The 26,580-nt window shown below is 60.7% G+C and carries 25 protein-coding genes and 1 pseudogene; 17 read left to right on the top strand and 9 right to left on the bottom strand.

The window, feature by feature from the left end:
- Window position 1: 1 nt before the first annotated feature.
- Entirely contained in the window at window positions 2–700 is a 699-nt protein-coding gene (locus M5B44_RS09075; RefSeq protein WP_248738910.1) for a CoA transferase subunit A, read from the bottom strand.
- Window positions 701–921: 221 nt separating this feature from the next.
- Here M5B44_RS09075 and M5B44_RS09080 point away from each other — a divergent pair, with 221 nt between their 5' ends.
- A complete protein-coding gene (locus tag M5B44_RS09080; RefSeq protein ID WP_085708697.1) occupies window positions 922–1,800 on the top strand; it encodes a LysR family transcriptional regulator in 879 nt (292 codons plus the stop codon).
- Here M5B44_RS09080 and M5B44_RS09085 read toward each other — a convergent pair.
- Window positions 1,784–2,623 (bottom strand): NAD-dependent protein deacetylase, encoded by an 840-nt coding sequence (locus tag M5B44_RS09085; protein ID WP_248738911.1) that lies wholly within the window; start codon window positions 2,621–2,623, stop codon window positions 1,784–1,786. The genes M5B44_RS09080 and M5B44_RS09085 overlap by 17 nt on opposite strands.
- Window positions 2,624–2,771: 148 nt before the next feature.
- Here M5B44_RS09085 and M5B44_RS09090 point away from each other — a divergent pair, with 148 nt between their 5' ends.
- Window positions 2,772–4,268: a phospholipase effector Tle1 domain-containing protein gene (locus M5B44_RS09090; protein WP_248738912.1), complete on the top strand. Its 1,497-nt coding sequence runs from the start codon at window positions 2,772–2,774 to the stop codon at window positions 4,266–4,268.
- Between the two features lie 52 nt (window positions 4,269–4,320).
- Here the strand turns inward: M5B44_RS09090 and M5B44_RS09095 are convergent, their stop codons facing one another.
- Window positions 4,321–5,367 (bottom strand): class I SAM-dependent methyltransferase, encoded by a 1,047-nt coding sequence (locus M5B44_RS09095; protein ID WP_169429810.1) that lies wholly within the window; start codon window positions 5,365–5,367, stop codon window positions 4,321–4,323.
- 448 nt (window positions 5,368–5,815) lie between these two features.
- On the opposite strand from M5B44_RS09095, the gene M5B44_RS09100 reads away from it, so the two are divergent.
- The 3 genes from M5B44_RS09100 (at window position 5,816) to M5B44_RS09110 (ending at window position 8,289) form a co-directional block, all read left to right on the top strand.
- On the top strand, window positions 5,816–6,349 hold the full coding sequence (locus tag M5B44_RS09100) for a hypothetical protein (protein ID WP_248738913.1): 534 nt from the start codon (window positions 5,816–5,818) through the stop codon (window positions 6,347–6,349).
- 358 nt (window positions 6,350–6,707) lie between these two features.
- Window positions 6,708–7,547 (top strand): DUF692 domain-containing protein, encoded by an 840-nt coding sequence (locus M5B44_RS09105; protein ID WP_248738914.1) that lies wholly within the window; start codon window positions 6,708–6,710, stop codon window positions 7,545–7,547.
- Entirely contained in the window at window positions 7,540–8,289 is a 750-nt protein-coding gene (locus M5B44_RS09110) for a DUF2063 domain-containing protein (protein WP_248738915.1), read from the top strand. The genes M5B44_RS09105 and M5B44_RS09110 overlap by 8 nt, the downstream gene beginning before the upstream one ends.
- Before the next feature lie 58 nt (window positions 8,290–8,347).
- Here M5B44_RS09110 and M5B44_RS09115 read toward each other — a convergent pair whose 3' ends face one another.
- On the bottom strand, window positions 8,348–9,655 hold the full coding sequence (locus M5B44_RS09115) for a sensor histidine kinase (protein ID WP_248738916.1): 1,308 nt from the start codon (window positions 9,653–9,655) through the stop codon (window positions 8,348–8,350).
- A complete protein-coding gene (locus tag M5B44_RS09120; protein WP_085708690.1) occupies window positions 9,652–10,392 on the bottom strand; it encodes a response regulator in 741 nt (246 codons plus the stop codon). The genes M5B44_RS09115 and M5B44_RS09120 overlap by 4 nt, the downstream gene beginning before the upstream one ends.
- Window positions 10,393–10,700: 308 nt before the next feature.
- On the opposite strand from M5B44_RS09120, the gene M5B44_RS09125 reads away from it, so the two are divergent.
- The 5 genes from M5B44_RS09125 (at window position 10,701) to M5B44_RS09145 (ending at window position 13,919) form a co-directional block, all read left to right on the top strand.
- On the top strand, window positions 10,701–10,961 hold the full coding sequence (locus tag M5B44_RS09125; protein ID WP_085708689.1) for a DUF2790 domain-containing protein: 261 nt from the start codon (window positions 10,701–10,703) through the stop codon (window positions 10,959–10,961).
- A gap of 32 nt (window positions 10,962–10,993) precedes the next feature.
- The gene (locus tag M5B44_RS09130; RefSeq protein ID WP_085708688.1) at window positions 10,994–11,290 is read left to right on the top strand and encodes a hypothetical protein; all 297 of its coding nucleotides are present in this window, start codon (window positions 10,994–10,996) and stop codon (window positions 11,288–11,290) included.
- A 78-nt stretch (window positions 11,291–11,368) separates the two neighbouring features.
- Entirely contained in the window at window positions 11,369–12,583 is a 1,215-nt protein-coding gene (locus M5B44_RS09135; protein WP_248738917.1) for a cytochrome c biogenesis protein DipZ, read from the top strand.
- A gap of 217 nt (window positions 12,584–12,800) precedes the next feature.
- Window positions 12,801–13,073, top strand: a complete 273-nt coding sequence (locus tag M5B44_RS09140) for a DUF4242 domain-containing protein (protein ID WP_085708685.1) — start codon at window positions 12,801–12,803, stop codon at window positions 13,071–13,073.
- A 33-nt stretch (window positions 13,074–13,106) separates the two neighbouring features.
- Window positions 13,107–13,919 (top strand): class I SAM-dependent methyltransferase, encoded by an 813-nt coding sequence (locus M5B44_RS09145; protein ID WP_248738918.1) that lies wholly within the window; start codon window positions 13,107–13,109, stop codon window positions 13,917–13,919.
- 46 nt (window positions 13,920–13,965) lie between these two features.
- On the opposite strand, the gene pcsA is transcribed toward M5B44_RS09145, so the two are convergent.
- Complete coding sequence (gene pcsA, locus M5B44_RS09150) at window positions 13,966–14,688, bottom strand: phosphatidylcholine synthase (RefSeq protein WP_085708683.1); 723 nt, start codon at window positions 14,686–14,688, stop codon at window positions 13,966–13,968.
- A 259-nt stretch (window positions 14,689–14,947) separates the two neighbouring features.
- Here pcsA and M5B44_RS09155 point away from each other — a divergent pair, with 259 nt between their 5' ends.
- Together M5B44_RS09155 and ligD are read left to right on the top strand one after the other, a co-directional pair.
- Complete coding sequence (locus tag M5B44_RS09155; RefSeq protein ID WP_248738919.1) at window positions 14,948–15,691, top strand: tellurite resistance TerB family protein; 744 nt, start codon at window positions 14,948–14,950, stop codon at window positions 15,689–15,691.
- Window positions 15,692–15,813: 122 nt separating this feature from the next.
- The gene (ligD, locus tag M5B44_RS09160) at window positions 15,814–18,378 is read left to right on the top strand and encodes a DNA ligase D (protein WP_248738920.1); all 2,565 of its coding nucleotides are present in this window, start codon (window positions 15,814–15,816) and stop codon (window positions 18,376–18,378) included.
- On the opposite strand, the gene M5B44_RS09165 is transcribed toward ligD, so the two are convergent.
- A complete protein-coding gene (locus M5B44_RS09165; protein ID WP_248738921.1) occupies window positions 18,379–18,780 on the bottom strand; it encodes a hypothetical protein in 402 nt (133 codons plus the stop codon).
- 114 nt (window positions 18,781–18,894) lie between these two features.
- Window positions 18,895–19,209, bottom strand: coding sequence for a DUF2388 domain-containing protein (locus tag M5B44_RS09170; RefSeq protein WP_114882220.1), 315 nt, complete (start codon window positions 19,207–19,209; stop codon window positions 18,895–18,897).
- A gap of 247 nt (window positions 19,210–19,456) precedes the next feature.
- Here M5B44_RS09170 and M5B44_RS28990 point away from each other — a divergent pair.
- From M5B44_RS28990 to mqo, 3 genes and pseudogenes are all read left to right on the top strand, one after another.
- Window positions 19,457–20,215: pseudogene (locus M5B44_RS28990) on the top strand (MCP four helix bundle domain-containing protein); the annotation flags it as partial.
- Between the two features lie 129 nt (window positions 20,216–20,344).
- Window positions 20,345–21,070 carry a methyl-accepting chemotaxis protein gene (locus M5B44_RS28995; RefSeq protein WP_371856525.1) on the top strand — a complete coding sequence of 242 codons (726 nt, stop codon included), beginning with the start codon at window positions 20,345–20,347 and terminating at the stop codon, window positions 21,068–21,070.
- A 471-nt stretch (window positions 21,071–21,541) separates the two neighbouring features.
- The gene (mqo, locus tag M5B44_RS09180) at window positions 21,542–23,191 is read left to right on the top strand and encodes a malate dehydrogenase (quinone) (RefSeq protein ID WP_248738923.1); all 1,650 of its coding nucleotides are present in this window, start codon (window positions 21,542–21,544) and stop codon (window positions 23,189–23,191) included.
- Window positions 23,192–23,822: 631 nt separating this feature from the next.
- On the opposite strand, the gene M5B44_RS09185 is transcribed toward mqo, so the two are convergent.
- Window positions 23,823–24,251, bottom strand: a complete 429-nt coding sequence (locus M5B44_RS09185) for a nuclear transport factor 2 family protein (RefSeq protein ID WP_248738924.1) — start codon at window positions 24,249–24,251, stop codon at window positions 23,823–23,825.
- A 453-nt stretch (window positions 24,252–24,704) separates the two neighbouring features.
- Here M5B44_RS09185 and M5B44_RS09190 point away from each other — a divergent pair, with 453 nt between their 5' ends.
- Together M5B44_RS09190 and M5B44_RS09195 are read left to right on the top strand one after the other, a co-directional pair.
- A complete protein-coding gene (locus tag M5B44_RS09190; RefSeq protein WP_248738925.1) occupies window positions 24,705–25,916 on the top strand; it encodes a helix-turn-helix domain-containing protein in 1,212 nt (403 codons plus the stop codon).
- 31 nt (window positions 25,917–25,947) lie between these two features.
- On the top strand, window positions 25,948–26,580 hold the full coding sequence (locus tag M5B44_RS09195; protein WP_248738926.1) for a PQQ-binding-like beta-propeller repeat protein: 633 nt from the start codon (window positions 25,948–25,950) through the stop codon (window positions 26,578–26,580).

Below are 26,580 nucleotides of genomic sequence, written 5' to 3' on the forward strand. Positions count from 1 at the left end.
ATTATTTGCGGATGGTGCGTTGTTCGATGCGTTTTTCGAACGTGCCGCAAATGACCCGGTCGACGTAGATGCCGGGGGTGTGGATCTGCGACGGATCCAGCTCGCCGGGTTCGACGATTTCTTCGACTTCGACCACGGTGATCTTGCCGGCGGTGGCGGCCAGCGGGTTGAAGTTCTGGGCGGTGTGGCGGTAGATGACGTTGCCGAAGTGGTCGGCTTTCCAGCCTTTGACGATGGCGAAGTCACCGGTGATGGACTCTTCCATCAAGTACTTGCGACCGTGGAATTCACGTACTTCCTTGCCTTCGGCAACCGGAGTGCCGACGCCGGTGGCGGTGAAGAAGGCCGGGATGCCGGCGCCGCCTGTGCGCATTTTTTCGGCGAGGGTGCCTTGCGGGGTCAGCACGACTTCGATGTCGCCTTTGAGCAGTTGCTCTTCGAACAGTTTGTTTTCGCCGACGTAGGAGGCGACCACCTTGCGGATCTGGCGGTCGGTCAGCAGCACGCCGAGGCCGAAGCCATCCACGCCGCAGTTGTTGGAGACGACGGTGAGGTCGCGGGTGCCTTTACGCTTGATCTCGGCGATCAGGTTTTCCGGAATGCCGCACAGGCCGAAGCCGCCGGCGATTACGGTCATGCCGTTTTCAAGGCCCGCCATGGCTTCCTCGTAGGAATACACGCGCTTGTCGAAACCTGCCATATGCACCTCTTTTATTGTTTGTCGGGCGGCTGGCTAGCCGAATGACTGGAGTGTCTCGCTGGGGGATATATTTGTTAAGTTGATTTTTAAGGTTGATTGATTGATAAAGCTCAATAGTTGGTTTGGTTCTCTGTTCCCACGCGGGAGCGTGGGCAGGATCAAGAAATGCTCGCCGTCGTCGGCGGGTGGATGTTCAGCTTAGCCGTTGGAGCGACACGATCATGACCATCAAGCAGATTCGCGCCTTTCTCGCGGTGGCCCAGAGCCTGAGTTTCGCCGTGGCCTGCGAGCGCCTGCACCTGTCGCAGTCTGCGCTGAGCCTGACCATCAAGGCGTTGGAGGAGGGACTGGGCGGGCGCCTGTTCAGCCGTAACACGCGCAACGTGGCGCTGACCCCGGAAGGGGAATCGCTGCTGCCGCTGGCCCGGCGTCTGATCGCCGACTGGGACAACGCCGAAGACGAAATGCGCCAGCGCTTCAGCCTGCAACGGGGGCGAGTGACGCTGGCGGCGATGCCGTCGTTTGCCGGCAACCTGCTGCCGCCGATCCTCAAGACCTTCCGTGCGCGTTATCCGAACGTCAACGTCACGGTCAACGACGTGATCAACGAGCAAGTGCTGGAAATGGTCCGCGATCGTCAGGTTGAACTCGGCGTGGCGTTCGAGCCGTTGCAGAACACCTCGCTGACCTTCACACCTCTTTATAAGGATCGCTTCGTCGCGGTGGTGCCACAGGATTCGCCGCTGGCCCGGCGCACCGATATCGACTGGCAGACCTTGCTGCAGGAACCGTTCATCACCCTGCAACGCCCGTCCACGGTGCGGGTGATGCTTGAGGAACACCTGCAGGCCCGGGGCATGAAACTGCCGGTGGAATTCGAAAGCCATCAACTGGCGACGGTCGGGCGGATGGTTGCCAGCGGGCTGGGCGTCAGCGCGGTGCCGGCGTTGTGCGCCGAGCAGATGCGCGAACTGGGGGCGCGGTGTCTGACGTTGCATGAGCCGGTGGTGGAGCGGGCGATTGGCGTGTTGACTGACTCCGGGAATGAGTTGTCGGCGGCGGCGCAGGCGTTGTTCGACATCCTTAAGGCTGAGCATTGAGGCGTTGTGTCAGTAGCGGCAACAGCTGTTCGCAAGACGCCTCGATCTTCAAATCCAGCAACTCATCCGCCCGTGTCTTCCCCAGATTGATCGCAATCAACGGCTTGCCCCGATCCGCAATCACCCGGCACAGGCGAAACGCCGAATACGCGATCAACGACGACCCGACCACCAGCATCCCGGCAGCATTCTCCGCTGCCGCCATGGCTCGCGCCGCCGTCGGTTGCGCCACGTTCTCGCCAAAAAACACCACATCCGGCTTCATCCGTTCGCCTTCGCAATGAGGACAATGCGGCACCTGAAAACGCGCCTCGAAAGCCGGGTCGAGCAGGGTATCGCCGTCCGGCGCCTGCACCGCATCGACACCTGCCAGATACGGATTCTGCGTCTCCATCAGTTGCTGAATCGAATCCCGCTCGCTGCGCAAACCGCAATCCAGACACAGCACCCGATGCAGGCTGCCGTGCAGTTCGATGACATCGTGGCTGCCGGCCTGATCGTGCAGGGTGTCGACATTCTGGGTGATCAATCCACCGATCCGCCCATGACTTTGCAGGCTGGCCAGCGCCTCGTGCGCGGCATTCGGCTGCGCCTGGCGCACACGGGGCCAGCCGAGCATCGCCCGGGCCCAGTAGCGACGGCGTGACTCGGGCGCCGACAGAAATTCCTGATACATCATCGGCTGCCGGCCCCGGCGCACGCCGTTGTTGTCGCGGTAGTCGGGGATGCCCGAGGGTGTGCTGATGCCGGCGCCGGTCAGGACGAGAAATGCTCCCTGACTGAGGAAACGTTCGATTTCATCCACGTGATGTTGATGGGGCATCTGTCAACTCCAGAGCGTTCGCCAGCCATGCTGGCCGATGTTGCATCGTCAAGTTTGCCGGTGTCATGCCGATAAGCGAGCACGCAGATGCTGACCGACCGAAGGTTTGCATGGATGCAACTCTCTCTCCTTAACTATGGAAGGTCCAGTGACTTTTAATGCTTTTTCCATCGGTGCACGAACGTTTGCAGCCTTGATCCTGTCGGGTGCACTCGGTGGCTGCAGCGGTTTTTTTTCAGGCTCTCGCAATGTACCGATCAGCCAATCGTCAATGGAGGAGCTGACCAGTGTCCTTGCGACTGAAGGTCTCCTGGAAAAAATCCCGCGGGTGAATGACAAAAAGCCCGGTACGATCGTTTTTGTCATGAGTTTCGACGGAACCAATAACGACCGCGAACAAGTCCCCGAGGGTGAAACTCAAACCGTTGTTGCCCAGTTGTTTGACAGGATTGAAGGCAACCGTGCCGACAAGCCGGTTCAGTACCCCGACTCGGCTATCCGCAAAGCCTATATTCGCGGGCCAGGTTGCGCTGACAGCTGGCCATGCGCTCTAGATGCAGCCTTCGCGTTCAGCTCTCGTATGGTGGCGGCCGACGCATTTGCCCAACTCAAGCAATTCATTGCGCAGAATCCATCGGCGACGCTGGTCAAGGTCGTGGTCATTGGTTTCAGTCGGGGCGCCGCCACTGCCAAGCACTTCTTGAATGAGGTCTACGACGCGTCTGCGGAACATTCGTTAGGCACCAGAGCGCCTGTCTGGTCGTCGGCAATCCTGATCGATACCGTGGCAACCGGCCAGGGCGATGTGTTGAATCTGGAGTTTCCACCGAACCTTGAGTTCGGCCTTCATCTGGTGGCAAAGAATGAAACGCGAACCCTGTTTCATCCCATCATCGACGACGACTCCAAATATGAGCGTTATGCCGCCGGATACGGTTCCAGAGAACTGGGTAAACGGATCTTCACGGTTCGCTTGCCAGGTGCCCATTCCGACCTGGGCGACTCCTACGATTCTGGTTCGGGGCCGCAGGTAACCAAAATCGCCACCAACATCATCGAGGTCATGGGGCTCAAGACTCCCTGTCTGAATGACTGTACTGACGACCTGCCCGATCTCAATGCAGTCATGAAAAAACAATGGGCCAGCGGGCGTTTCGGAGGGTCGAGCGCCATGCGGTTGGTCAGCGATGGTCTGCATGACTCACGAGGCAAACTCGACCACTTGTTGGGGGCACCTTCGCCGTACTCAAAAGGATTCAAACGCGAAGATGACGCGGTTGTCCGCATGGCTCCGATGGAGAAAGAACAGGCACTCCCGCTGTTCTTACGGATCAGAGCCTTGACCAGCGACCCCCTGTTCGACACGGGCGTCATGAACGAGTTTTCCAGGCAAGACAATCTGGTTTTCAGACGCAAGGCAGGAGAAACCGTCTGGAAGCAGGATCCTGTGCCTGAGAGATACAAAGCTGTTGTCGGCACTTCCCGCCGGGTTCCGGCGCTGATCTTCAAACGCGGCAAGATCGTGATACCTGACGTTGTCCTGCAGGCCATTGCCAGCGAGCCGGGAGATGTCATGCTGGAAACGGTGGCGTTCGAGGGTGAATACCATTGGTTCGTCAACGGTTACATTCCAGGCGATAAATAGCGCGAGCAGGTGTTTACCCGGTCACGTCCCGTTGACCGGGTAAAGGGGCCCTTTACTTGCGTGCTTCCAGAATCAGGTTGAACGGCGTCTGCGTCGCCCGCCGGAACTGCTTGAACCCGGCTTCGCTGAACACTTTGCGCAAGCGCATCTCGCCGGCTTGCGCACCGAGCCCCAGACCCACTTCCTGGGACAGCGAGTTCGGCGTGCAGATGAACGTCGACGCGGCATAGAACAGTCGCCCGACCGGGTTGATGTTGTCGTCCAGCGTGTCGTTGGCAAAGGGTTCGACCAACAGCACCGTGCCGTCGTCCTTCAGGCAATCGTAGGCATGCCGCGCCGCGCCGACCGGATCGCCCATGTCGTGCAGGCAGTCGAAGTAGCAGATCAGGTCGTAGTCATCGCCGGGAAAGCTTTTCGCCGTGCCCTGGAAAAACCGCGCCCGGCTGCTCACTCCGCCTTCTTCTGCTCGCTGGGTAGCGACACTTACCGATGGCGCGTGATAGTCGAAACCGACGAAACGCGAGTTGGGATAGGCCTGGGCCATGATCACCGTGGAGGCGCCATGACCACAGCCGACATCGGCGACCTTGGCGCCGTCTTCGAGTTTGGCCACCACGCCCTCCAGCGCCGGCAGCCATTCGGCGATCAAATGCCCTTTGTAACCGGGGCGGAAGAACCGTTCGGTGCCGGTGAACATGCACGGATGGTGATCGCCCCAGGGCAAGGCACCATTGCCGCGCATGGCTTTGACCAGTTTGTCCTTGTCGTGGAAAAACGACGCCACCACGCCGAGGCCGCCGGCCACATAGACCGGCGAATCTTCCTTGGCCAGGGCCATGGCCTGTTCTTCCGGCAGGCGGAATTTGCCGTCCAGGTGTTCCATGTAGCCGGAGGCCGCGTGGGCGCTGAGCCATTCGCGGACCAGTCGGGTGTTGCAGGCGGTTTTTTCGGCGAGGGTTTCCGGGGAGATCGGCTGGCTGTCGGCCATGGCTTTATACAAGCCAAGTTCTTCGCCGACGATGACATTGGCCAGCATCGCCGCGCCGCCCATGTCGTTGACCAGTTTGCCCATGAATTCGTTGAGTCTGGCCTCGTCCATGTCATGTGCTCCTGTCAAGGATCACAGTCCGGTGGTGATGGGGGTCGAGGCATTCACCACCGGGCGGTGGTCGTGGAAACGGGCAGGGCGACACTGCTGTCCTGCGTCCCCCTCGACTGGGTAATGATTGAGTCTAGTCGGTGTTGGTGCTGGCGAAAGCACGATAGGCGCACTTCCTTACGCAACACGCAGATTTTGCCTACAACTTCGACGTGGCTCTATCCCATATTCTGAATCGACTCGGTCGAGGCAAGGACTTTTGAGTGCTGAAGTCTTTGTTTATCTGTGAAGTCCGAAGCCACTTCCTCGCACAGATTGATCGAGTCCGCCGAGAAATCATCCCCGCTAAAAGCCATTAACTCTGTCGTCTTGCCGGGTTACTCACCGATGGTGCTCGGGAGCCGAAGCGCAGAAACAAAGTGATGCATTGGATGCAACGGAGAGCGAATTGACCGCCTACTTTCCACCGCTGTGCATAGGCGGAGTGACGTACAACCTTTCTCATCTAGAACCCTTTACATTCACGATTCAGAGTCAATTGGCGAGGCGTGATTTGCGTGTGCATGTCACTTTTTCGAATCATTGTTTCAGCACGGGGTACGATCAAGCCTTACATCCGGCCGGGGAGCCCATCCTGCTCGACCATGCCCAGCGGCAGCGTAGCTTTTGCATGACCCGCTACCGCCTTTCACTGTCACTGCCGCCAGTGATCAAGGGATTGAATCATCCCCAGGCGAAAGTCAGTGAAACGGCGGCGATGCGAAACTGGGCGTACTCCATCATGATTGAGGATCCGAGCGGGCCCTACCATGTCTTTTTTGAGTTACGCCGCGCTGCAGAGGGGAAGCCACAAGATCTCAACCTGGTCGTGGAAAGCGCCTACCACCAGACTGAAAAGCCGCCCAGGCTGTTCGGGAAAATGGGATTTATGCTGCTGTGCGGTAAGGTCTACCTTCGGCAACCGACCTCCACCAAACGCTGATACCAGAAACAAAAAAAGGCGCCAGAGGCGCCTTTTTCGATTCGGTAAAGCAGATCCAGACACCACTTACGAACCGCCTTGCGCGGTTACAGCTCTCGCTGCCGGGAAGCGCTCAATCTCATCTGGTCAGTCGCTTCGATGGGGGCAAAACTAACGAAAACTGGCGGATACGTCAATGAATTCGTAACTCGTCTTTCAGGAAGAGGGCAGCGGCTCTGTATCCCATTGTGTACAGGCTCGTCGCCGATACAAAAACCGCCATTTCCCGCGCATCGCCCACACAGCAGCGATACACCCTCCGGTTTAACTGAGCCTCTTGGCCGCCACTGTCGGCGGCTCCTTTGCAGAGGTCTTGCCCATGCAGATTCCCCACCCCACCTTGCAGGCCAGCGTCGGGCTCGGCCTGCGTCGCGGCCTGATGAAGGATCTTCAAGCCGCCCGCACCGGCGATTTCGACTTTCTCGAAGTCGCCCCGGAAAACTGGATCGGCGTCGGCGGTGCCCACGGTGCCGCGCTGCGTGAACTGGCCGAGCGTTATCCGTTGTCCTGCCACGGCCTTTCGTTGTCGCTCGGCGGGTCGGCGCCGCTGGACATCGACTTCCTTCGGGAAGTCCGGGTGTTTCTCGATCGTTACAACGTGCCGCTGTACAGCGAACACTTGAGCTATTGCAGCGACGACGGTCACCTCTATGACCTGCTGCCGCTGCCATTCACCGAAGAGGCGGTGCACCACGTTGCCGCGCGGATCCGTCAGGCCCAGGACATCCTCGGCCGGCGCCTGGCGGTGGAAAACGTTTCCTATTACGCCGCTCCCCGGCAGGACATGGACGAGGTGACCTTCACCAATGCCGTGCTGCGCGAGGCCGATTGCGACCTGCTACTGGACGTTAACAACGTGTACGTCAATTCGATCAACCACGGCTTCGACCCGCAGACGTTTCTGGCCGGGATCGAACCGGGTCGGGTGGTCGGAATGCACGTCGCCGGGCATTTCGACGAGTCCGACACGCTGAAAATCGACACCCACGGCGCCTCTGTGAAACCGGTGGTCTGGGCGCTGCTGGCAGACGCCTATGCACGCTTTGGTGCGCAGCCGACGCTGCTCGAACGCGACTTCAACTTCCCGGCCTTCTCCGAGTTGGTGGCGGAGTTGCAGACCATTCGCCGCTTGCAGAACCAGGGAGGCCAGCGTGGATAACCTTGAGCAGCAACAACAGGCCCTGACTCGCTACCTGCGCGATCCCGAGAACCAGACGCCCCCGGCCGACATGAATGCGGCGCGGGTCAACGTCTATCGTGATCTGGTCTTCAACAATGTCTCGCAACTGTTGGGCGGGACCTTTCCGGTGCTGATCCGGATCATCGGTCAGGATCGCTGGCGCACATTGATTCGCGGCTTCCTGCGGGACTACCGGGCACAGACGCCGAAATTCGGTGAGATCGCCGAGGAGTTCGTCGGTTACCTCGCCTCGGAACCCGCCGTGTTGAGCACGGGAGAGTGGCCGGCGTTTCTGGTGGAACTGGCGCATTACGAGTGGGTGGAGATGGTGTTGCAGCAGTCCGATGCCGATCCGCTGCTGGCAAGTGATCCCGCATTGTTGCTGGAGCGGCCATTGCAGGTTTCGGCGCTGGCCTGGCCATTGGCGTATGCGTGGCCGGTGCAGATCCTCAGCCCTGAATATCAGCCGTCCACTCCACCGGCCCAGCCAACGTTGCTGCTGGTGCGGCGCGCGGCGGATTTCAGTGTGAAGTTTTCCGAGCTGAGCCCGTTGGCGTGGCGGTTGTTGCAGCGAATTGGCGAGTTTCCGTTGCTGAGCGGTCGTGAGCAACTGGGGGGACTGGCGATGGAGGCGGGTTTGCCGGGAACTGTGTCGTTCATGGACAGCGGATCGGCGTTGTTGCAACAAATGCATGAAGACGGTGTGATCGGAATCAATTGATCCCACAAACAAAAAAGACCCGGGGAACACGATGGTTCCCCGGGTCTTTTTGTTTGTCTCAGGCCTGAAGCGGCAGCTTCAACTCCGCGCACAATCCGCCACCTTCACGGTTGCTCAGATTCAGCGAGCCACCCAGCGCCATCGCCAGTTGCTGGGCAATCGCCAGACCGAGGCCGGTGCCGCCGGTGCTGCGGTTGCGCGAGTTTTCCACGCGATAGAACGGCTCCATTACCTGGGCCAGTTCTTCTTCGGCAATGCCCGGTCCGCGATCCATGACCTTGATCGAGAGGCCGGTCTTGTCCCGTTGAATCAGCAGCTCGGCAGCGCCGGCAAACTTCAGCGCGTTATCGGTCAGGTTGACCAGCACCCGGCGCAGGGCGTGGGGGCGGGTGTCGATGACCGCTTCGCTCTTGCCGCTCAATTGCACCTCTTTGCCCATGTCCTGATAGTCGAACACCAGGCTGTCGAGGAATGAATCGAGGTTGGTGCGCCGGCTTTCTTCGGTCGAGCCGTGGATGCTGCGGGCATACGCCACGCCTTCACGCACCAGGTGCTCCATCTCGCCGAGGTCGTTCCACAGTTTGTCCTTTTCCGCCGAATCGTCCATGAACTCCGCCCGCAGTTTCATCCGGGTGATCGGGGTTTGCAGGTCGTGGGAAATCGCTGCAAGCAATTGCATGCGCTCTTTGAGGTATGCGGCGATCCGCGCCTGCATGGTGTTGAACGCACGGGCGGCGTACGCCACTTCGTTCGGGCCCTGTTCATCCAGATTGATCGGATGGGCGTTGGGATCAAGGGTTTCCACCGCATTGGCCAGGCGGGTGAGCGGACGGATGGCGATGCGTACCGCCAGCGAGGTGCAGGCAATCATCAACGCCAGTTGCCCGAGCAGCACCACCGGCAGCCATGGCGACAGCGGCACCATTGAAGGTCGCACGTCAATGGTCACCGGGCTGCCGTCGCTCAGACGCAAGTGGCCCTGAAAGTGCTTTTTCGGTCCCGGAATGTCGGTGAAAGTCAGCGGATAGGCTTCGCCGATGGCGTCGGTGATCGAGGTGACCGCGATCGGCACTTCGCGTGCGCCGATCGGTGTACCCGGTTCGCCTTCGCTGAGCAGGTAGCCGTAGTTGGGCCGGGCCAGACGTTCGAGCCACATCGGACGTTCTTCGGCCGGTAGTCGGTCGAGGATCGCGATCGAAGTCGAAACGTCGGTTTCCAGGTTGCCGAGCATGGTGTTCTTCGCGCTTTCGTAGCGCTCGTAATACTGCGCTCCGAACGACAGGGCTTGAGCCAGGATCAGGCCGATCAGAAAAATCAGCGACAACCGCGAGGCGAGGGTGCGCGGCCAGTGCAACGCAACCTTCATGCCGGGGCTCCGAGGATTTCCACCGGCAGCGAGAACACATAACCCTCGCTGCGCACGGTCTTGATGTAGGCCGGCTCGCGGGCGTCGTCGAGCAGACGCTGGCGCAGACGACTGACCAGCAGGTCGATGGAGCGGTCGAACAGATCGGCGTCGCGGCCCTGGGTCAGGTTGAGCAGTTGATCGCGGCTCAATACCCGCTGCGGATGATCGAGGAACACTCGCAGCAAGCGATATTCCGCACCGCTCAAGGCAACCATGGTGCCGTCGGTGTCCAGCAGATGCCGGGCCGAGGTATCGAGCTGCCAGCGACCGAAGGCCAGCAAGCGACCGCTCTCGGTGACCACCAGATTGGGCGGCAGCATGCGCGTGCGGCGCAACACGGCGTTGATCCGCGCCAGCAGCTCGCGGGCGGCAAAGGGTTTGGTCAGGTAATCGTCGGCGCCCATTTCCAGGCCGATGATGCGGTCGGTCTCATCGTTGCGCGCGGTGAGCATCAAGACCGGCGTGGCCTTGTGTTTGCCGGCGCGCAGTTCGCGGCACAGCAGCAGGCCGTCATCGCCGGGCATCATGATGTCGAGCACGATCAGGTCGACGGTGTTGGCTTCCAGAAAACTGCGCATCTGCCGGCCATCGGCGACCACCGTGGTGCGCAGGCCGTTCTTTTTCAGGTAATTGCCAACCAGTTCGCGAATCTCGCGGTCGTCATCGACGATGAGAATGTGATCGACATGATCCATGGAGCCAAACCTCTATCAAGTGGGGGAATGTCTCGCAGTCTATAGAGCCCGCGCGGGCTCGCCTGCCTGCCTTTGTATTGCAGTGTATCTGCCGCAACGACGGATACATGTGGACGCAAAATCAGGATTTTTTCAGGGTTTTGTATCGCTGTGTATCCCCCGGCGGGCGAGATACGTAGCGATTTATACCGGCCGTTTTCCGACACAGACGGGATACCTCGCGAGCTTTAAATGAGCTCCATCGAGGCACACCACAGCGCCTCGGCTCAATCAACCGATCTACCCATTGAAGCCCTGAGGAAAACGCCATGACCAACAAATCCGTAATCGCCGCTTGCCTGTTCGCTGCCCTGAACATCTGCACCCTGTCGGCCCGCGCCGAAGCCGTTGCCCCGCAAACCTACACCTACGGCACACATCTGGATATCCAGAAAGTGATCTCGATGAAAGAAGACAAATCGATGACCTGCGGCATCGTCGACGCCCGCATGACCTACCTCGATTCGGCCGGTCAGACCCGCGTGCTCGACTACAGCAAATTCGCCGACGGCTGCGACAACCAGAACTGATCCGCCACCCACTGACTTAAAGGAAGATTGCCATGAACAACGTATCGCGTTTCCTGACCGCCATTGCCTTCTCTTTTGCCGGTGTCGCGGCTCACGCCAACAGCGCCGTCGAGCAGAGCAGCTGCGCCGGCAGCACCTGCTTCCAGCTGAGCCCGGTAGCCAAGCAGGGCAGCGATGCCTTGATTGCCGCCGACGGCGCCAGCCATACGCCGCAGGGGCAGATGGTCGCGGCAGACGGCTCCAGTCATACACCGCAAGGGCAGATGGTTGCCGAAAACGGCGCCAGCCGGACCCCGCAGAGCCAATGGCTGGACAGCCAGAACGCCTGAGCCTCCGTGCGTGTCTGCCGGTGAACGGCAGACACCTCTTTTATCGGCAGACCGCCCATCCTTCAAGAGGTGAACCTCATGTTCCTTATCGCGTTCCTGGGCGGTCTGTTGACTGTCCTCAGCCCCTGCATCCTGCCGGTGGTGCCGTTTCTGTTTGCCGGCGCCGACCGCACCCGCTCTTCGATCCTGCTGACCCTCGGTGGCATGGCCCTGACCTTCGCCCTGATCTCCAGCCTCGCGGTGGTCAGCAGCGAGTGGGTGATCCAGGCCAACAACACCGGCCGACACATCGCTCTGATCGTGATGGTGCTGTTTGCGCTGTCGCTGATTTCCGCACGCATCGGTGACTGGCTGGCACGGCCGTTCGTGTTGCTCGGCAATCGCCTGGATCCGGACACTCGCAAGAAGGCTGGCCCCATGGGGTCGGTGATGATCGGCGTGGCCACCGGTCTGTTGTGGGCACCGTGCGCGGGGCCGATCCTCGGTGTAATCCTCACCGGCGCCATGCTGCAAGGCGCCAGTGCCCAGACCAGCCTGTTGCTGCTGGCCTACGGCGCGGGCAGTGCGCTGTCGCTGGGGACGCTGATTTTCGCCGGTCGCGGCCTGGTCAACCGGCTGAAACCGTCGATCCCGTTCACGGGCTGGTTCCGTCGTGGCGCAGGTGTCGCCGTGCTGGCGGCGGCGGTGGTGATTTCCACCGGTGCCGATCGAACCCTGCTGGCCGGCACATCGTCCGAGGGCGTCGCCAGTGTCGAGAAAAACGTGTTGGAAAACGCGCCGAAAGTGATCGATTACTTCATCAGCAAAGTGCGGGCGGATTCGACCTCGGACGAGCAGAGTAAGGGCGCGATGCCGTCGCTGGCCGGCGCAGTGCAATGGCTGAACTCACCGGAGCTGAACGCCGAATCCCTGCGCGGCAAAGTGGTACTGGTGGACTTCTGGACCTACGACTGCATCAACTGCCAGCACACACTGCCGTATGTGAAGGATTGGGAGAAAAAATACGGCAAGGAGGGCCTCGTGGTGATCGGCGTACACACCCCGGAATACGGTTATGAGCGGATCATCGACAACGTCAAGGATCAGGTGAAGAAACTCGGTATCACCTACCCGGTGGCCATCGACAACAACTACGCGATCTGGCGCAATTTCGACAATCAATACTGGCCGGCGCACTACCTGATCGATGCCAAGGGGCAGGTGCGTTACACCCACTTTGGTGAGGGCCGCTACGAAGCTCAGGAGCAGATGATTCAGCAGTTGCTCAAGGAGGCGAAAGCGCCTTCCGCATGAGCCTGATCGACGACGGCCCGGAGGTGAATGCTCCGGGTCGTTTTCGTTTGCACGGAATCTGTTTCGAGCGCTTTACAAAATCCCGCCACTCATCGGCGAAGTCCCGGTTTACGGGGCTCTCCAGACGATTGGCAAGGACGGCGCACAGTCTCGGGACGATAGTGAAAGAGCAGGGCTGTATCCGCTCTGTCACTGATAAAAAGAAAGCGAGGTTGCCATGCCGAAATTCGTGATTGAACGCGAGATTCCAGGGGCCGGAAACCTGTCGGAGCAAGAACTCAAGGCGGTATCGCAAACGTCCTGTCAGGTGTTGCGTGAACTCGGGCCGCAGGTGCAATGGCTGCAGAGTTACGTCACCGCCGACAAAATCTACTGTGTGTACATCGCCCCTGATGAGGAACTGGTGCGCGAGCACGCGCGGCTGGGCGGGTTCCCGGCTAACAGCGTGTCCCGGGTGATGAGTGTCATCGACCCGACCACCGCCGAGTAAAGCCCGATCCAGCCTGTCTTGGAGCACCTGTTGATGAGCACCCCCATCGATCTCAATGCCCTCAAGGAACGCCAGAAAGTCGCGTGGGCCAGTGGCGACTATGCCGTGATCGGCACCACCTTGCAGATCGTCGGGGAGAACCTCGCCGAAGCCTGCGATCTACGCTGCGATGAAGAAGTGCTGGACGTCGCCGCCGGCAATGGCAATGCCACGCTGGCGGCGGCGCGTCGGGGTTGTCGGGTGCTGTCCACCGACTATGTCGCGGCATTGCTGGAGCGTGGCCAGGATCGGGCGCGGGCCGAACATCTGGACGTGACATTCCAGGTGGCCGATGCCGAAGCGCTGCCGTTTGCCGACGCCAGCTTTGATGCCGTGCTGTCTACTTTCGGGGTGATGTTCGCCCCGGATCAGGCCAAGGCAGCGCAGGAGCTGGCCCGGGTCTGTCGTCGTGGCGGGCGGATCGGCCTGGCCAACTGGACGCCGGAAGGCTTCGTCGGCCAGATGTTCAAGACCCTCGGCCGCCATCTGCCACCGCCGGCCGGTGCGCAACCACCGTCGAACTGGGGCGCGGAAGCCTGGCTGCATTCGCACTTCGATGAGCGTCAGTTCCTGATGCAAGTGACTCGCCGCCACTTCAATTTCCGTTATCGCTCGGCGGCACACTTCATCGACATCTTCCGCCACTGGTACGGGCCGGTGCACAAGGCGTTCGCGGCGCTGCCGCCAGAGAGCGGGCAGGCACTGGAAGGAGATCTGACGCAATTGATCGACGGGCTGAACCGGGCCGGGCCGGGTTCGATGGTGGTGCCCAGTGAGTATCTGGAGGTGGTGCTGACCAAACGTTGAGCGCGAACCCATGTGGGAGCGAGCCAGCTCGCTCCCACAGGTTCTTCTACTTCAGATGGGCACTGTCAAACCACTCCAGCGCCGTGCGCCAGATGCAGATGCCGAGGAAATACGCCGACGCCAGCAGCCACAAACCCATCACCAGCGGGTTGATGACCGGGTGGTTGAGTACCAGCGACAGGCTGCACAACAGCCAGATCGCCGTCACCGCGATGTTGATCGGCATGAAGCGGCGCACACGGAACGGGTGCAGGAATTTCATCCGGGTGATGGTCAGCAGCGCCAGGCCGATCACGGTCAGGAAGGTGATCCACGGCCCCGGGGCGATGATGTACAGGCACAGCGCGACCACGTTCCACGCGGCGGGGAAACCGACGAAGTAGTTGTCCTTGCTCTTCATGTTGACGTTGCAGAAGCAGAACAGCGACGACACCAGAATCAGCGACACCGTCAGCAGCAGGGTGTAGTCGGGCAGGGGAATGTAGCGATAGATGAACAGCGCCGGAATGAACACGTAGGTCAGGTAATCGATCACCAGATCGAGGATCGATCCGTCGAAACTCGGCAGCACTGACTGCACGTTGACCTTGCGCGCCAGCGCTCCGTCGAGGCCGTCGACGATCAGCGCGACGCCCAGCCACATCAGGCAATGGGTCGGCTGGTTTTCCAGCAGGGCGAGGGTGGCGAGGAAGGCGGTGACCACGCCGGTCGCGGTGAAACCATGGGCGCCCCAGGCCTTGAGCCTGGCAATGTGGACGGTCGATATCACAGGGGCGTTCTCCAGAAAGTGAAGCAAGCCGGGAATCACACTTGAGCAACAAGGGTGGCGGCCAACCGGGTCGGGTTTGCAGCTATCGACCGGTCGGGCCGGGATAAGGTTCATCCTTCATGAATCTTAGCTGGCCGGGAAAATTTTTCGACGCCGATATCGCTTCACCGCAGCAGCGTCAGCCAAACGGTGCTGGCGCAACCCGTGCGCAGGTCTATCGTTGCCTGACACAGTTACGCCTTTGCCTGAGGATGACGTCATGAACACCAGTGATCTGCTCGAACAACTGCTGCGAGGCCAGGCCTCGACGGGACAACAAAGTGGCGCCTCGGCCGGCGATGGCCTGGGCGGGCTCGGCGGTTTGCTGGGCGGCCTGCTCGGTGGCGGTGGCACCAGCGGCGGCGGTGCACCTGCCGGCGGACTCGGTGGCCTTGGTGGGCTGCTCGGCGGATTGCTCGGTGGCGGAGGATTGGGTGGCGGGGCGCTTGGCGGTGGGACGCAAAATCGTTCCGGCGGCACCAACTACGCAGCCCTGGCCTCGCTGGGGATGATGGCGTTTCAGGCCTATCAGGCCTGGCAACGCAGTCAGGCGTCGTCGGCGCCGCAACAGACACCGCAGACCGCAGACCTGTTGGCCGGCCCACAGGTCGAGGAGCACAGCCACGCGGTATTGCGCGCATTGATCGCGGCGGCCAAGGCCGACGGGCGGATCGACGAGTCGGAGAAACAGTTGATCAGCAGCGAAATCGGCCGCCACACCGATGACCCGGGCCTGCAGCAATGGCTGGACGCCGAAGTCGCCAAACCCCTCGATGCCCGCGAAGTCGCGCAAGCGGCGAACAACGATCCGGCGGTGGCCGCCGAAATGTATATCGCCAGCGTGATGCTGGTGGATGACCAGCAGGACGCCGAACGCAATTACCTGGATGAACTGGCGGCGGCATTGCAGATTGATCCTGAGTTGCAGGTGCATCTGGAGCAACAGGCCAAGGGCACCGCCTGAAACACCTCAACACCCGCGCCCCGGACGTTTCCATCCGTCCGGGGCTTTTTTACGTCGATTGAATTTTTCCGGGCAGGCGTCGCTCTTCTGCATAACAGCACCAGACTGCAGCCGGAGCCGCCATGAACAGGAACCTCGACGACTACAACCGCATGCGCGACTTCTCGGCGACCTCGGAACCGGCAGCGGTCAAACGTCGGGGCAAGAAGGCTGGCGCCGATCACGCGCTGCAGTTCTGCATCCAGAAGCATGACGCCTCGCACCTGCATTACGACTTTCGCCTGGAGCTGGACGGTGCACTCAAGAGCTGGGCGGTGCCCAAGGGGCCGTCGCTGGATCCCAAAGTCAAGCGCCTGGCGGTGCATGTCGAAGACCACCCGCTGGATTACGCCACCTTCGAAGGCCACATCCCCGAGGGGCACTACGGCGCAGGAGATGTCATCGTCTGGGATCGCGGCGTGTGGATTCCGCTGGAGGATCCGCAAAAGGCCTACGCCAAGGGCAAACTCAAGTTCGAGCTGCAGGGCGAGAAGCTTGGCGGGGTGTGGAATCTGGTGCGCACCCACATGCCGGGCAAACAGGAACAGTGGTTTCTGATCAAGCACCAGGACAGCGCCGCCCGGCCCCAAAGCAATTACGACGTGCTGGTCGCCGAGCCGGACAGCGTGCTTAGCGAGCGCACCCTCGTCGACAAACCGAAGCTCGACGCCAGACAGGTCAAACCGCTGAAACAGCCAACGCGCAAACCCGCCTCGGGCAAGCTCGTCGGGGCGCACAAGGCGCGAATCCCCGCCCAGTTGAAACCGCAATTGGCGACGCTGGTGGACAGTGCTCCGGCAGGGGAGTGGAGCTACGAAATCAAGTTCGATGGCTACCGGATCATGGCGCGCATCGATCATGAAACGGTGCAACTGTTCACCCGTAACGGCCATGACTGGACGCACAAACTACCCGAGCAGGCCCAGGCACTCGCGGCGCTAGGGCTGGAGTCGGCGTGGCTTGACGGTGAAGTGGTGGTCGCCAACGAAAACGGCATTCCGGACTTTCAGGCGCTGCAGAACGCCTTCGACGACAGTCGCAGCAGCGACATCCTTTATTACCTGTTCGACCTGCCTTACCTCAACGGTGTCGACCTGCGCGAAGTCCCGGTGGAAGAGCGGCGCGCGGCGCTGGCCACGATATTGAAGGCGCACAAGAGTCCGTTGCTGCGCTTCTCCGAAGCCTTCGACGAAACCCCGGAGGCCTTGCTCAACAGTGCCTGCCAGATGCAGATGGAAGGCTTGATCGGCAAACGTCTTGGCTCCCCCTATGTGTCACGGCGCAGCAGCGACTGGATCAAGCTCAAGTGCAAACATCGCCAGGAATTCGTGATCGTTGGTTACACCGATCCGAAAGGTTCGCGCAGTGCCTTTGGTGCTTTGTTGCTGGGACTGCACGATCGCGACAGCGGCGAGTTGCGTTATGCCGGGAAGGTTGGCACGGGCTTCAACGAGGCCACCCTGAAAACAGTGCTAGCCCGGCTGAAACCGTTGCGGGCGAAGAAGACTGCGCTGGTCAACCCGCCCAGTGGTTTCGAGGCCAAGGGTGTGCACTGGCTCAAGCCGAACCTGCTGGCGGAGGTGGCGTTTGCCGAAATGACTCGGGAGGGGGCGGTGCGCCATGCCGTATTCCATGGTTTGCGCGATGACAAATCGGCTCTGGAGATTACGGAGGAGCAAGCGAAACCGATGAAAACTTCAGCCGCGAAAACCCCGGCGAAAAAAACGCCACCCGCCGCCAAGGCGCCGTCTCAAACCGGGATGGTCAGCGGCAAGGTCAGAATCACTCATCCGGACCGCGTGATCGACGCCAGCAGCGGCACCACCAAGAGGCAACTGGCCGAGTATTACGCCAGCGTTGCCGAATGGATCCTGCCGCAGCTCAAGGATCGCCCCGTGGCGCTGGTGCGGGCACCGGATGGCATCGCTGGCGAACTGTTCTTCCAGAAGAACGCCGAACACTTGGCGATCCCCGGCATCCGCAAGCTGGACAAGGAACTGACCGGCCAACCGATGATGTTGATCAACAACGCCGAGTCGCTGATTGGTGCGGTGCAGATGAGCACCGTCGAACTGCACACCTGGAACGCCACCACGGTGGATCTGGAAAAACCCGACCGCTTCGTTCTCGACCTCGACCCGGATCCGGCGCTGCCCTGGAAAAGCATGGTCGAAGCCACCGCCCTGACCCTGACCGTACTGGATGAACTCGGTTTGCGGGCATTCCTCAAGACCAGCGGCGGCAAGGGCATTCATCTGGTGGTGCCGCTGATTCGCAAGCACGGTTGGGACGAGGTCAAGGATTTCAGCCATGCCATCGTCAGTCACATGGCCAAACAGTTGCCGGAGCGGTTTTCGGCGGTGTCCGGACCGAAGAATCGTGTGGGGCGGATCTTCATCGATTACCTGCGCAACGGGCTCGGCGCCACCACGATTTGTGCTTACGCGGCGCGGACTCGGAAAGGGCTGCCGGTTTCGGTGCCGCTGTTTGCCGATGAAGTGAAGGCGATCAAGGGCGGTAATCAGTGGAATATTCATAATGTCCACGAACGGCTGACGGACGTCGGCGATGAACCCTGGGCGGACATGAAGAAAATCCGCCAGAGCATCACCGCCGAGATGCGCAAACGGGTCGGCCTGAAAACGTGATCAGGCGTCGCGCAGCAAGTCGTGGGCGTTGAGCAGTTCGAAGGCGATTTCCGGGTGTTTTTCCAGCCCGCGGCGAATGGCGGCCGGGATCGCCTGACGAGTCTTGCGGCACATCCCCGGCAGTTCATCGATCTCGATGGCGATGCCACGCATGGTCCGCACTTCGTTGAAGCCCGGGGCGATGGCCATGCGAATCCCCAACTGCTCGAACATCCGCTGTTGCAGGCGTTCGAGGTCAGCCAGGCTTTGCAGGTTTTCCAGGCGTTCGAGCAGGCGCTTTTCCTCCTGCCGCGTGAGCAAGAGTATGCGCAAATCCGCGCCGGGCATTTCCAGCAACGGATCGCGCCCGCAGATGCAGGCGCCGGGCGGGCAGGGGGAGCGAAGTGGGGCGGCAATCGTCATGGCCTCCATCATAGAGGCCGTTCGACGGTTTTGCCCATGGTCGCCCGGCTGCCGTCCATCGGCAGAACGCAGAGGTGGCAAATCCGTCAGCCACCGTCGTCGAGCGTGCGGCTGTTATTGCGACAGGCCTTCGTAGTGGACCAGGATCGCATTGGCCAGCTCTTCATCGCTGGCGTTCAAGCCCGGGTTTTCCTGACGAACCTGTTGCAGCGCCGACTCCAGATACGCGCCACGGATGGCACCGCCGCTGGCGACGAATGCGGACAGGTCGTCACGGGCCGGAATCACCATTTTGTGATCCTTGAAGGTGGAATACAGCGACGCTGAAACACCGGCCGAAGTGGCGACATCCCCCGCATCCACGCGGGCGAAGGCCGAGCCAAAAGGCAGGCAGAGCACAAGAGACGAAACGAGTAATAAACGACGCATGACGGTGTTCCTCCAGCAGCGTAAAGCGAAAAGGAAGTACCACATAATGTGAGAGGTGCGGCGTGGCTCGGGAGTTCCATGCGCCGGAACAAGTTCTCGGGGCTGCAAACCGATAACTGCCGCACAGAATTCTTTTTTAGCGGATGTGACGACATACCTTGAGACGCTCTAACCCGGCGGGTTCGCGGAAATAGGCTTAACTGAAGCGTTGAAAGCGCTGTGCGGCGCGACCAGGGAGGAAATCACCGTGTCGATCAAACTGCGTTTGGTGCTGCTGATTGCGACCAGCCTGCTGACGGCGCTGATCGTGAGCCTGGTCAGCTATGTCGGCAATCAGCGCATGGCGTCGGCAGTCAGTGCCAACGCCGTCAGCATGAGCGCGCTGCGCAATCACATGGAAGCCGACATGATGCACGACGCCCTGCGCGCCGATGTCTACTCGGCCATGCTGGTGGGGCTGGGCAAAAGCACCGGTACGGCGGACGAAGTGCGCAGTTCTATCGAAGAGCACGCCGGGCATTTTCGCGAGGTGTTGGGCGAAAACCTGAAACTGCCGCTCGACACCACAATCCGGTCTGCACTGGATCAGATCAAGCCAAGTCTCGACACTTACATCAATGCGGGCGAGCGGATTGTCGGGCTGGCGCTGGACAATCCCGACACGGCGCAACAGGAGCTCGGCACCTTCAGCGCTGCGTTCAGCCAGCTCGAAGAGCAGATGGCGTCTCTGAGCGAACTGATCGAAACCAACACCCGGCAGACCAGCCAGGGCACCGAAGCCGCGATCCGCAATGCCAACATCGCCCTCGGCATCGTGCTGATCGCCAGCCTGTTGCTGCTGTTGGTGCAGGGTCGCTGGGTGATCCTGAGCATCACCGGCCCGCTGAAAACCGCCAGCCGCATCGCTGAAAGCATCGCTCATGGCAACCTCAGCGAACCGATCGCCGAGCCCTCCGGAAAAGACGAAGCCAGCACGCTGATCCGCACGCTGGCGACCATGCAGCGGGATCTGCGCGACATGATCGACGTGGTGCGGCGCAATGCCCACGGCGTCAGTGGCATGAGCGAGCAACTGAGCCACGGCTGCCATCGGGTGGCGGACAGCAGCCAGCAACAAAGCACCGCCGCCGGCACCATGGCCGCTGCCGCGAGCCAGATGACCGCCAGCATCGAGGAAATCACCCGCCACGCCGAGCGGGCCCTGAGCATGGCGAATCAGGCCGAGTCACTGGCCAAGAACGGCGGGCAGGTGATCCATCAAGTGGTCAGCGACATGGACGACATCGCCCGCTCCGCCCAGCAGTCGGCACAGGTGATCCGCACGCTGGATCATGAGTCCGAAGGCATCTTCAACATCATCCAGGTGATCAAGAGCATCGCCGACCAGACCAACCTGCTGGCGCTCAATGCGGCCATCGAGGCGGCCCGGGCCGGCGAGCAGGGCAGGGGTTTTGCCGTGGTCGCCGATGAAGTGCGCAGTCTGGCCGCCCGCACTAGCGCCTCGACCCAGGAAATCGCCGCGATGGTCGCGCGCATCCAGAACAGCACCCGTGAGGCGGTCAGCAGCATGGAGGCGGGTGTGGCTCAGGTCGACAAGGGCATGGCCGTCACCGCCGACGTCGAACGGGCCATTCGCGAAATCCTCGACGCCACCCTGAACACCACGCAACTGGTCAACGACATCACCCGCACTATTGGCGAACAGAGCCAGGCCAGCAACGAAATCGCCCATCAGGTGGAGATGATCGCGGGCATGTCGGAAGGCAACAGCAAGGTGATCGGCGAGACGGCGAATACGACGGACGAGTTGTCGAATCTGGCGGGGCGGCTGGCGCAGTCGGTGGATCGATTCCGGTTGTGAGGCGGGCGCCGTCTGCCTCATTTGTAACAAGTGCAAGACCGCACACGAGCGAAGGGAAAGGCGACCAAATCGCTGAAAGGCTTCAGCCAGAGGCATTGCCGGGGTCATGTTCGGCGATTGGCCGCCGATAAGTCTCTGGGCGGATAAAGACCATCAAGTCGGGAACAGACGCGCGGGTTTGCCCTGACGTGATATTCTTCGCGCCACTTGGTTTGACCTAATTCAGTCTGGCGCGCTTTTTGGCGAGCCGACCGAACCCCTGTCGCTCAAGTAGCTGAAGCCAATAATGATAAAAAGTCAGTTCAGAAGGGACATATAACTGAGGTCGACGCAGCCTGTCGGCCTTGTGTGCCCACCCGTCAAAATTGAAGTGTGCCGGAACCCGCGACGCTGGCCTGAGTGTCGCGAAAAAAGGGGAACGCATACGTACAACAGCGGCGGGCGGAAGGCGTTTTATCATAGGTGCAACAGATGTTTAAAAAAGTGAACACAGCCTTGCTGGGGCTGGCTTTGGCGATGGGGATGTCGTCCGTCAATGCCGCAGAAGCAAAGAAAGTCGACGTCCTGCTGATCGGCGGCGGCATCATGAGCACCACCCTGGGTGTGTGGATCAATGAGCTGGAACCGAACTGGTCGATGGAAATGGTCGAGCGCCTCGACGGCGTCGCCCTGGAAAGCTCCAACGGCTGGAACAACGCCGGTACTGGTCACTCCGCCCTGGCCGAGCTGAACTACACCCCGGAAGACGACAAAGGCAACGTAACGATCCCGAAAGCCGTCGAGATCAACGAAGCGTTCCAGGTTTCCCGTCAGTTCTGGGCCTGGCAGGTTCAGCAAGGCGTTCTGAAGAATCCTCGCTCGTTCATCAACACCACTCCGCACATGAGCTTCGTGTGGGGCGATGACAACATCAAGTTCCTGAAAAAGCGCTACGAAGCCCTGCAGGCGAGCCCGCTGTTCGCCGGCATGCAGTACTCCGAAGACCCGGCTGTCATCAAGAAGTGGGTCCCGCTGATGATGGAAGGGCGTGACCCGAACCAGAAAATCGCGGCCACCTGGAGCCCGCTGGGTACCGACATGAACTTCGGCGAAATCACCCGCCAGTTCGCCGGTTACCTGCAGACCAAGCCTAACTTCGATCTGAAACTGTCGAGCGAAGTACAGGACATCACCAAGAACGCCGACGGCACCTGGCGCGTCAGCTACAAGAACCTGAAAGACGGCACCAAGACTGAAACCGACGCCAAGTTCGTGTTCATCGGCGCCGGCGGCGGTGCCCTGCACCTGCTGCAGAAGTCCGGTATCGAAGAAGCCAAGGAATACGCTGGCTTCCCGGTAGGCGGCTCGTTCCTGGTGACCGATAACCCGGCCATCGCCGAGCAGCACCTGGCCAAGGCCTACGGTAAAGCGTCGGTTGGCGCGCCGCCGATGTCCGTTCCGCACCTGGACACCCGTGTCCTGGACGGCAAGCGCGTCATTCTGTTTGGCCCGTTCGCGACTTTCAGCACCAAGTTCCTGAAAGAAGGTTCGTACCTGGACCTGCTGACCAGCACCACCACCCACAACATCTGGCCTATGACCAAGGTCGGCATCAAGGAATACCCGCTGGTCGAGTACCTGGCCGGTCAACTGATGCTGTCGGATGAAGACCGCATGAACGCGCTGAAGGAATACTTCCCGAACGCGAAAGCCGAAGACTGGCGCCTGTGGCAAGCCGGCCAGCGCGTGCAGATCATCAAGCGTGATGAAGCCGCTGGCGGCGTGCTGAAACTGGGCACCGAAATCGTTGCTTCGAAAGACGGCTCCATCGCCGGTCTGCTGGGCGCATCCCCAGGCGCATCGACCGCTGCACCGATCATGCTGAGCGTGCTGCAGAAAGTCTTCAAGGACAAGGTCGCTACCCCTGAGTGGCAAGCCAAGCTGCACCAGATCGTTCCAAGCTACGGCACCCAGCTGAACAACGATCCGGCCAAAGTGGCTGAAGAGTGGGCTTACACCGCCAAGATCCTGCAACTGCCAACGCCTCCGGCGATTGGCCAGGCTGCACCTGCGGCGGCACCAGCTTCGGCTGAAAAGCCACAGGCTCCGAAAGAAAGCGCTGCACGTGACATGGCTCTGTAATTCAGACGCCTGACACACGAAGCCCACTGAACCGGTGACGGTCAGTGGGCTTTTTTGTGCCTGTACTTTAGTTGCAGTTTGAATGAGGCTTACATTTGGTTCTCGTCGCGTCGTTGCATATAGATTCCTGCTCTTTCAATGTTCTACTGCAATCAGGTAAAAACTTCAGGTCGGGGAATGTGTTACTCAGCAGTGTAGTTACGAGAGCTTCTGCCTCAGATTGTTCTTCCTTTGAGTAAGTGTTAAGCAGGAAGCGAGCCCGTTTCTCATACATTCTACGTGCCAAACAGGGAGCAAGAGACGACAGCAAAGGGCCGGTGTGTTCGAGCAGTTTGAAGGATTCAAATGTAACAATTTGCCCGCGACCGAGTGGGTTATCTCTCCTGACTGGGTTACATCCTATCCAATTCACGCGACCTGCTATTCCATAGCTCTGGGGTTCCGAACTAGTCCCACCAACGCCAATTACTGCATCAAAGCGCCAGTTACGGATGGAGCCCATGCAGTCATTGATACCGAATTGGCCGGAAGCGTCCGGATCTCCAATATGCGTTCTCTTATAAATCAGGATCTGCATGGGTACTAATCCTAAAAATTAAGCTTCCACTTTTTATTACTCTACCCGATGGTTTCAGGCCTTGGCGGCAGCCAGATAGGCGCCCAACCGCCGTCCCATCTCTTCCCCCAACGCCTGCAACCCGCTCAACGGCCGCACCATCACCTCGAATTCAACAATCTTCCCCTGTTCATCGAATCGGATCATGTCGATGCCTTTCAGCTCTTTCGCCCCGACCTTCGCGCTGAATTCCAGCACCACGTTCAAGCCATCCGCCGTCGCCAGTTCACGGTGGTATTTGAAGTCTTCGAATACGTTGAACACGGTGTTGAGGATCATCGAGACCACCGGTGCGCCGGGGTAAGGCGTGTGGGCCATCGGAGAGCGGAACACGGCTTGCGGATCGAGCAGGTCGGGCAGGGCTTTCAAGTTGCCGGTACGGATCATGTCGTGCCAGCGGTTCAGGGATTCGGCGGCGTGGGGGTGCAGGGTCAGCTCGGACATGGTTTCACTCCTGTATTTTTTGTTGTTCTTGGCGCGGCGCCCATGACTCTAGATCAAAGCGGCGCAATGGAAACCCTCTGTACCGCTCTGAATATCGACACATGCGCGGGCCGAATCCATCTGATCCGCTTTTTCCTGTTGAATCTGCATCTGTAACCGTCTCAGCCATAGGCCCAAAATACCCTTGCCGTTCGGCCATACGCGACGCGCTTCATTCCGAAGCACCCGGTGCGCCGGACATTCAGTATTCAGGAGGCCTTCATGGCTAAGATGGCGTTTTTCCTCGGTGGCTTTCTCGTGTTGACCATCATGATCGGCGTTCTGGCCACGATTTCACCGGTCTGAACCGTCCCGCGTCAGTCGGTTTTCCGCAGGCCAGGACTGGTGCCTGCACAGGATTTGAACTAAACCGGGGTATCCCTTCACTGGAGTACCCACCGTGGCGCCTGTGTCATGGACTCGCTGATCAACGCCGCCGGCCGTGCCCTGGCGGCGGGTGACCCGTTGGCGGCGCTGAATTTCGTGGCTCTGCGTGAAGATCCACCGGCTCTGGCCTTGCGCGGAATCGCCATGGCCCAGCTCGGCGACATGGCGCGGGCCAAGGCCTTGCTGCAACGGGCAGTGAAAGCGTTCGGCGCCAATGAGCCCTTGTCCCGGGCGCGCTGCGTGGTGGCCGAGGCCGAAGTGGCGCTGGCGGCGCGGGATCTGGGCTGGCCGGTGCAGGCGCTGGAGGCGGCGCGGCAGGTCTTGCAGGATCACGGTGACCGGCTCAATGCGGCACACGCGCGCTATCTGCAGATTCGTCGGTTGTTGTTGATCGGGCAGCTGAATGAGGCGGACGCGCTGCTCGATGAACAGGAGCCTGCACCGTTACCCCCGGCCTTGCGCGCCGCCCATGAACTGATGTCAGCCGGGATCGCGTTGCGGCGTGTGCAGGCGCACAAGGCGCAATCGGCGCTGGAGCGTGCGCAACGGGCGGCGCAACTGGCCGACATTCCGGCGCTGCTGGCGGAGATCGAACACGCCCGGCAAACCCTCGACGCTCCCGCCGCCCGATTGCGCACTGCCGGTGACGTGAAAACGGTCACGCTCGCTCAGGTCGAAGCCTTGTTTGCGTCTGCGACGCTGGTGGTGGATGCCTGTCGCTACAGCGTGCGCGGTGCCGGCATGACGGTGGCGCTGGCAACCCGACCGGTGTTGTTCAATCTGCTGCAACTGCTCGCTGAAGCCTGGCCCGGGGATGTTCCCCGAGAGACGCTGATCGCCAGGGCCTTTCGTTTGAAACTCGATGATGAATCCCACCGCGTCCGATTGCGGGTCGAGATCGGCCGGCTGCGCGCCGCACTGATGCCGTTGGCCGGAATCACTGCGACGTCCCGTGGCTATGCGCTGGTTGCGCAAGACGTGGCGCTGCTGACGTTACCCCTCGAAGACAAGCACGCGGCACTGCTGGCCCTGCTTGCGGACGGTGAGGCATGGTCGAGTTCGGCACTGGCGCTTGCGCTGGGCAGCAGTCAGCGCCAGATACAAAGGGCCCTGGAAACCCTGGCCGCGCAGGGCAAGGTCCAGGCATTCGGTGTCGGCCGTGCGCGACGCTGGCTGACTCCGCCGGTGCCGGGTTTCGCGACGATCTTGTTACTCCCGGTGTCGTTGGGCAATGGCTAGGCTGGACTCACCACTCAACGAGGCAACCGGCATGAAACAGGCAAACGCAGAAATCCTTCGTGAATACGGCCCGTTCGAAGGCATCCACGGCGTCCATGGTGTGACCTTCGATGGCCAGCAGGTCTGGTTCGCCAGCGACGGCCAGCTCAATGCGCTGGACCCGGCCAGCGGCGAAACCGTGCGCACTATCAAGGTCGGTGCGGATGGCGGTACCGCGTTCGACGGCAAGCATCTGTACCAGATTGCAGACCGGCGTATCCACAAGATCGATCCGGCTACCGGCAAGGTGCTCCATACCATCGCAGCTCCCGGCGGTGGTGGCGATTCGGGCATGGCCTGGGCCGAGGGCACGCTGTGGGTCGGGCAGTATCGCGAACGCAAGATCCATCAGATCGACCCGGAAACCGGCAAGATTCTTCGTACGCTGGAGTCAAACCGCTTTGTCACCGGCGTGACCTGGGTCGACGGTGCGCTGTGGCATGGGACGTGGGAGGGCGATGAAAGCGAGATCCGGCGTATTGATCCGGGCAACGGCGAGGTGCTGGAAAGCCTCGCGTTGCCCAGCGGCATCGGCGTCTCGGGACTGGAGGCCGATGGCGGTGAACGCTTCTACTGTGGCGGCGGGGATACCAGCAGCGTCCGGGCGGTGCGCCGGCCGAAGTGA

Source organism: Pseudomonas sp. MWU12-2029 (assembly GCF_023242425.1).
GTDB classification, from domain to species: domain Bacteria; phylum Pseudomonadota; class Gammaproteobacteria; order Pseudomonadales; family Pseudomonadaceae; genus Aquipseudomonas; species Aquipseudomonas kribbensis.

Excerpts from the sequence above, each read along its gene's own strand:
- M5B44_RS09075 (WP_248738910.1), bottom strand. The coding sequence starts at position 700 with ATGGCAGGTTTCGACAAGCGCGTGTATTCCTACGAGGAAGCCATGGCG.
- M5B44_RS09080 (WP_085708697.1), top strand. The coding sequence starts at position 922 with ATGACCATCAAGCAGATTCGCGCCTTTCTCGCGGTGGCCCAGAGCCTG.
- M5B44_RS09085 (WP_248738911.1), bottom strand. The coding sequence starts at position 2,623 with ATGCCCCATCAACATCACGTGGATGAAATCGAACGTTTCCTCAGTCAG.
- M5B44_RS09095 (WP_169429810.1), bottom strand. The coding sequence starts at position 5,367 with ATGGACGAGGCCAGACTCAACGAATTCATGGGCAAACTGGTCAACGAC.
- M5B44_RS09105 (WP_248738914.1), top strand. The coding sequence starts at position 6,708 with ATGCAGATTCCCCACCCCACCTTGCAGGCCAGCGTCGGGCTCGGCCTG.
- M5B44_RS09115 (WP_248738916.1), bottom strand. The coding sequence starts at position 9,655 with ATGAAGGTTGCGTTGCACTGGCCGCGCACCCTCGCCTCGCGGTTGTCG.
- M5B44_RS09120 (WP_085708690.1), bottom strand. The coding sequence starts at position 10,392 with ATGGATCATGTCGATCACATTCTCATCGTCGATGACGACCGCGAGATT.
- M5B44_RS09125 (WP_085708689.1), top strand. The coding sequence starts at position 10,701 with ATGACCAACAAATCCGTAATCGCCGCTTGCCTGTTCGCTGCCCTGAAC.
- M5B44_RS09130 (WP_085708688.1), top strand. The coding sequence starts at position 10,994 with ATGAACAACGTATCGCGTTTCCTGACCGCCATTGCCTTCTCTTTTGCC.
- M5B44_RS09135 (WP_248738917.1), top strand. The coding sequence starts at position 11,369 with ATGTTCCTTATCGCGTTCCTGGGCGGTCTGTTGACTGTCCTCAGCCCC.
- M5B44_RS09140 (WP_085708685.1), top strand. The coding sequence starts at position 12,801 with ATGCCGAAATTCGTGATTGAACGCGAGATTCCAGGGGCCGGAAACCTG.
- M5B44_RS09145 (WP_248738918.1), top strand. The coding sequence starts at position 13,107 with ATGAGCACCCCCATCGATCTCAATGCCCTCAAGGAACGCCAGAAAGTC.
- M5B44_RS09155 (WP_248738919.1), top strand. The coding sequence starts at position 14,948 with ATGAACACCAGTGATCTGCTCGAACAACTGCTGCGAGGCCAGGCCTCG.
- ligD (WP_248738920.1), top strand. The coding sequence starts at position 15,814 with ATGAACAGGAACCTCGACGACTACAACCGCATGCGCGACTTCTCGGCG.
- M5B44_RS09165 (WP_248738921.1), bottom strand. The coding sequence starts at position 18,780 with ATGACGATTGCCGCCCCACTTCGCTCCCCCTGCCCGCCCGGCGCCTGC.
- M5B44_RS09170 (WP_114882220.1), bottom strand. The coding sequence starts at position 19,209 with ATGCGTCGTTTATTACTCGTTTCGTCTCTTGTGCTCTGCCTGCCTTTT.
- M5B44_RS28995 (WP_371856525.1), top strand. The coding sequence starts at position 20,345 with ATGGCCGCTGCCGCGAGCCAGATGACCGCCAGCATCGAGGAAATCACC.
- mqo (WP_248738923.1), top strand. The coding sequence starts at position 21,542 with ATGTTTAAAAAAGTGAACACAGCCTTGCTGGGGCTGGCTTTGGCGATG.
- M5B44_RS09185 (WP_248738924.1), bottom strand. The coding sequence starts at position 24,251 with ATGTCCGAGCTGACCCTGCACCCCCACGCCGCCGAATCCCTGAACCGC.
- M5B44_RS09190 (WP_248738925.1), top strand. The coding sequence starts at position 24,705 with ATGGACTCGCTGATCAACGCCGCCGGCCGTGCCCTGGCGGCGGGTGAC.
- M5B44_RS09195 (WP_248738926.1), top strand. The coding sequence starts at position 25,948 with ATGAAACAGGCAAACGCAGAAATCCTTCGTGAATACGGCCCGTTCGAA.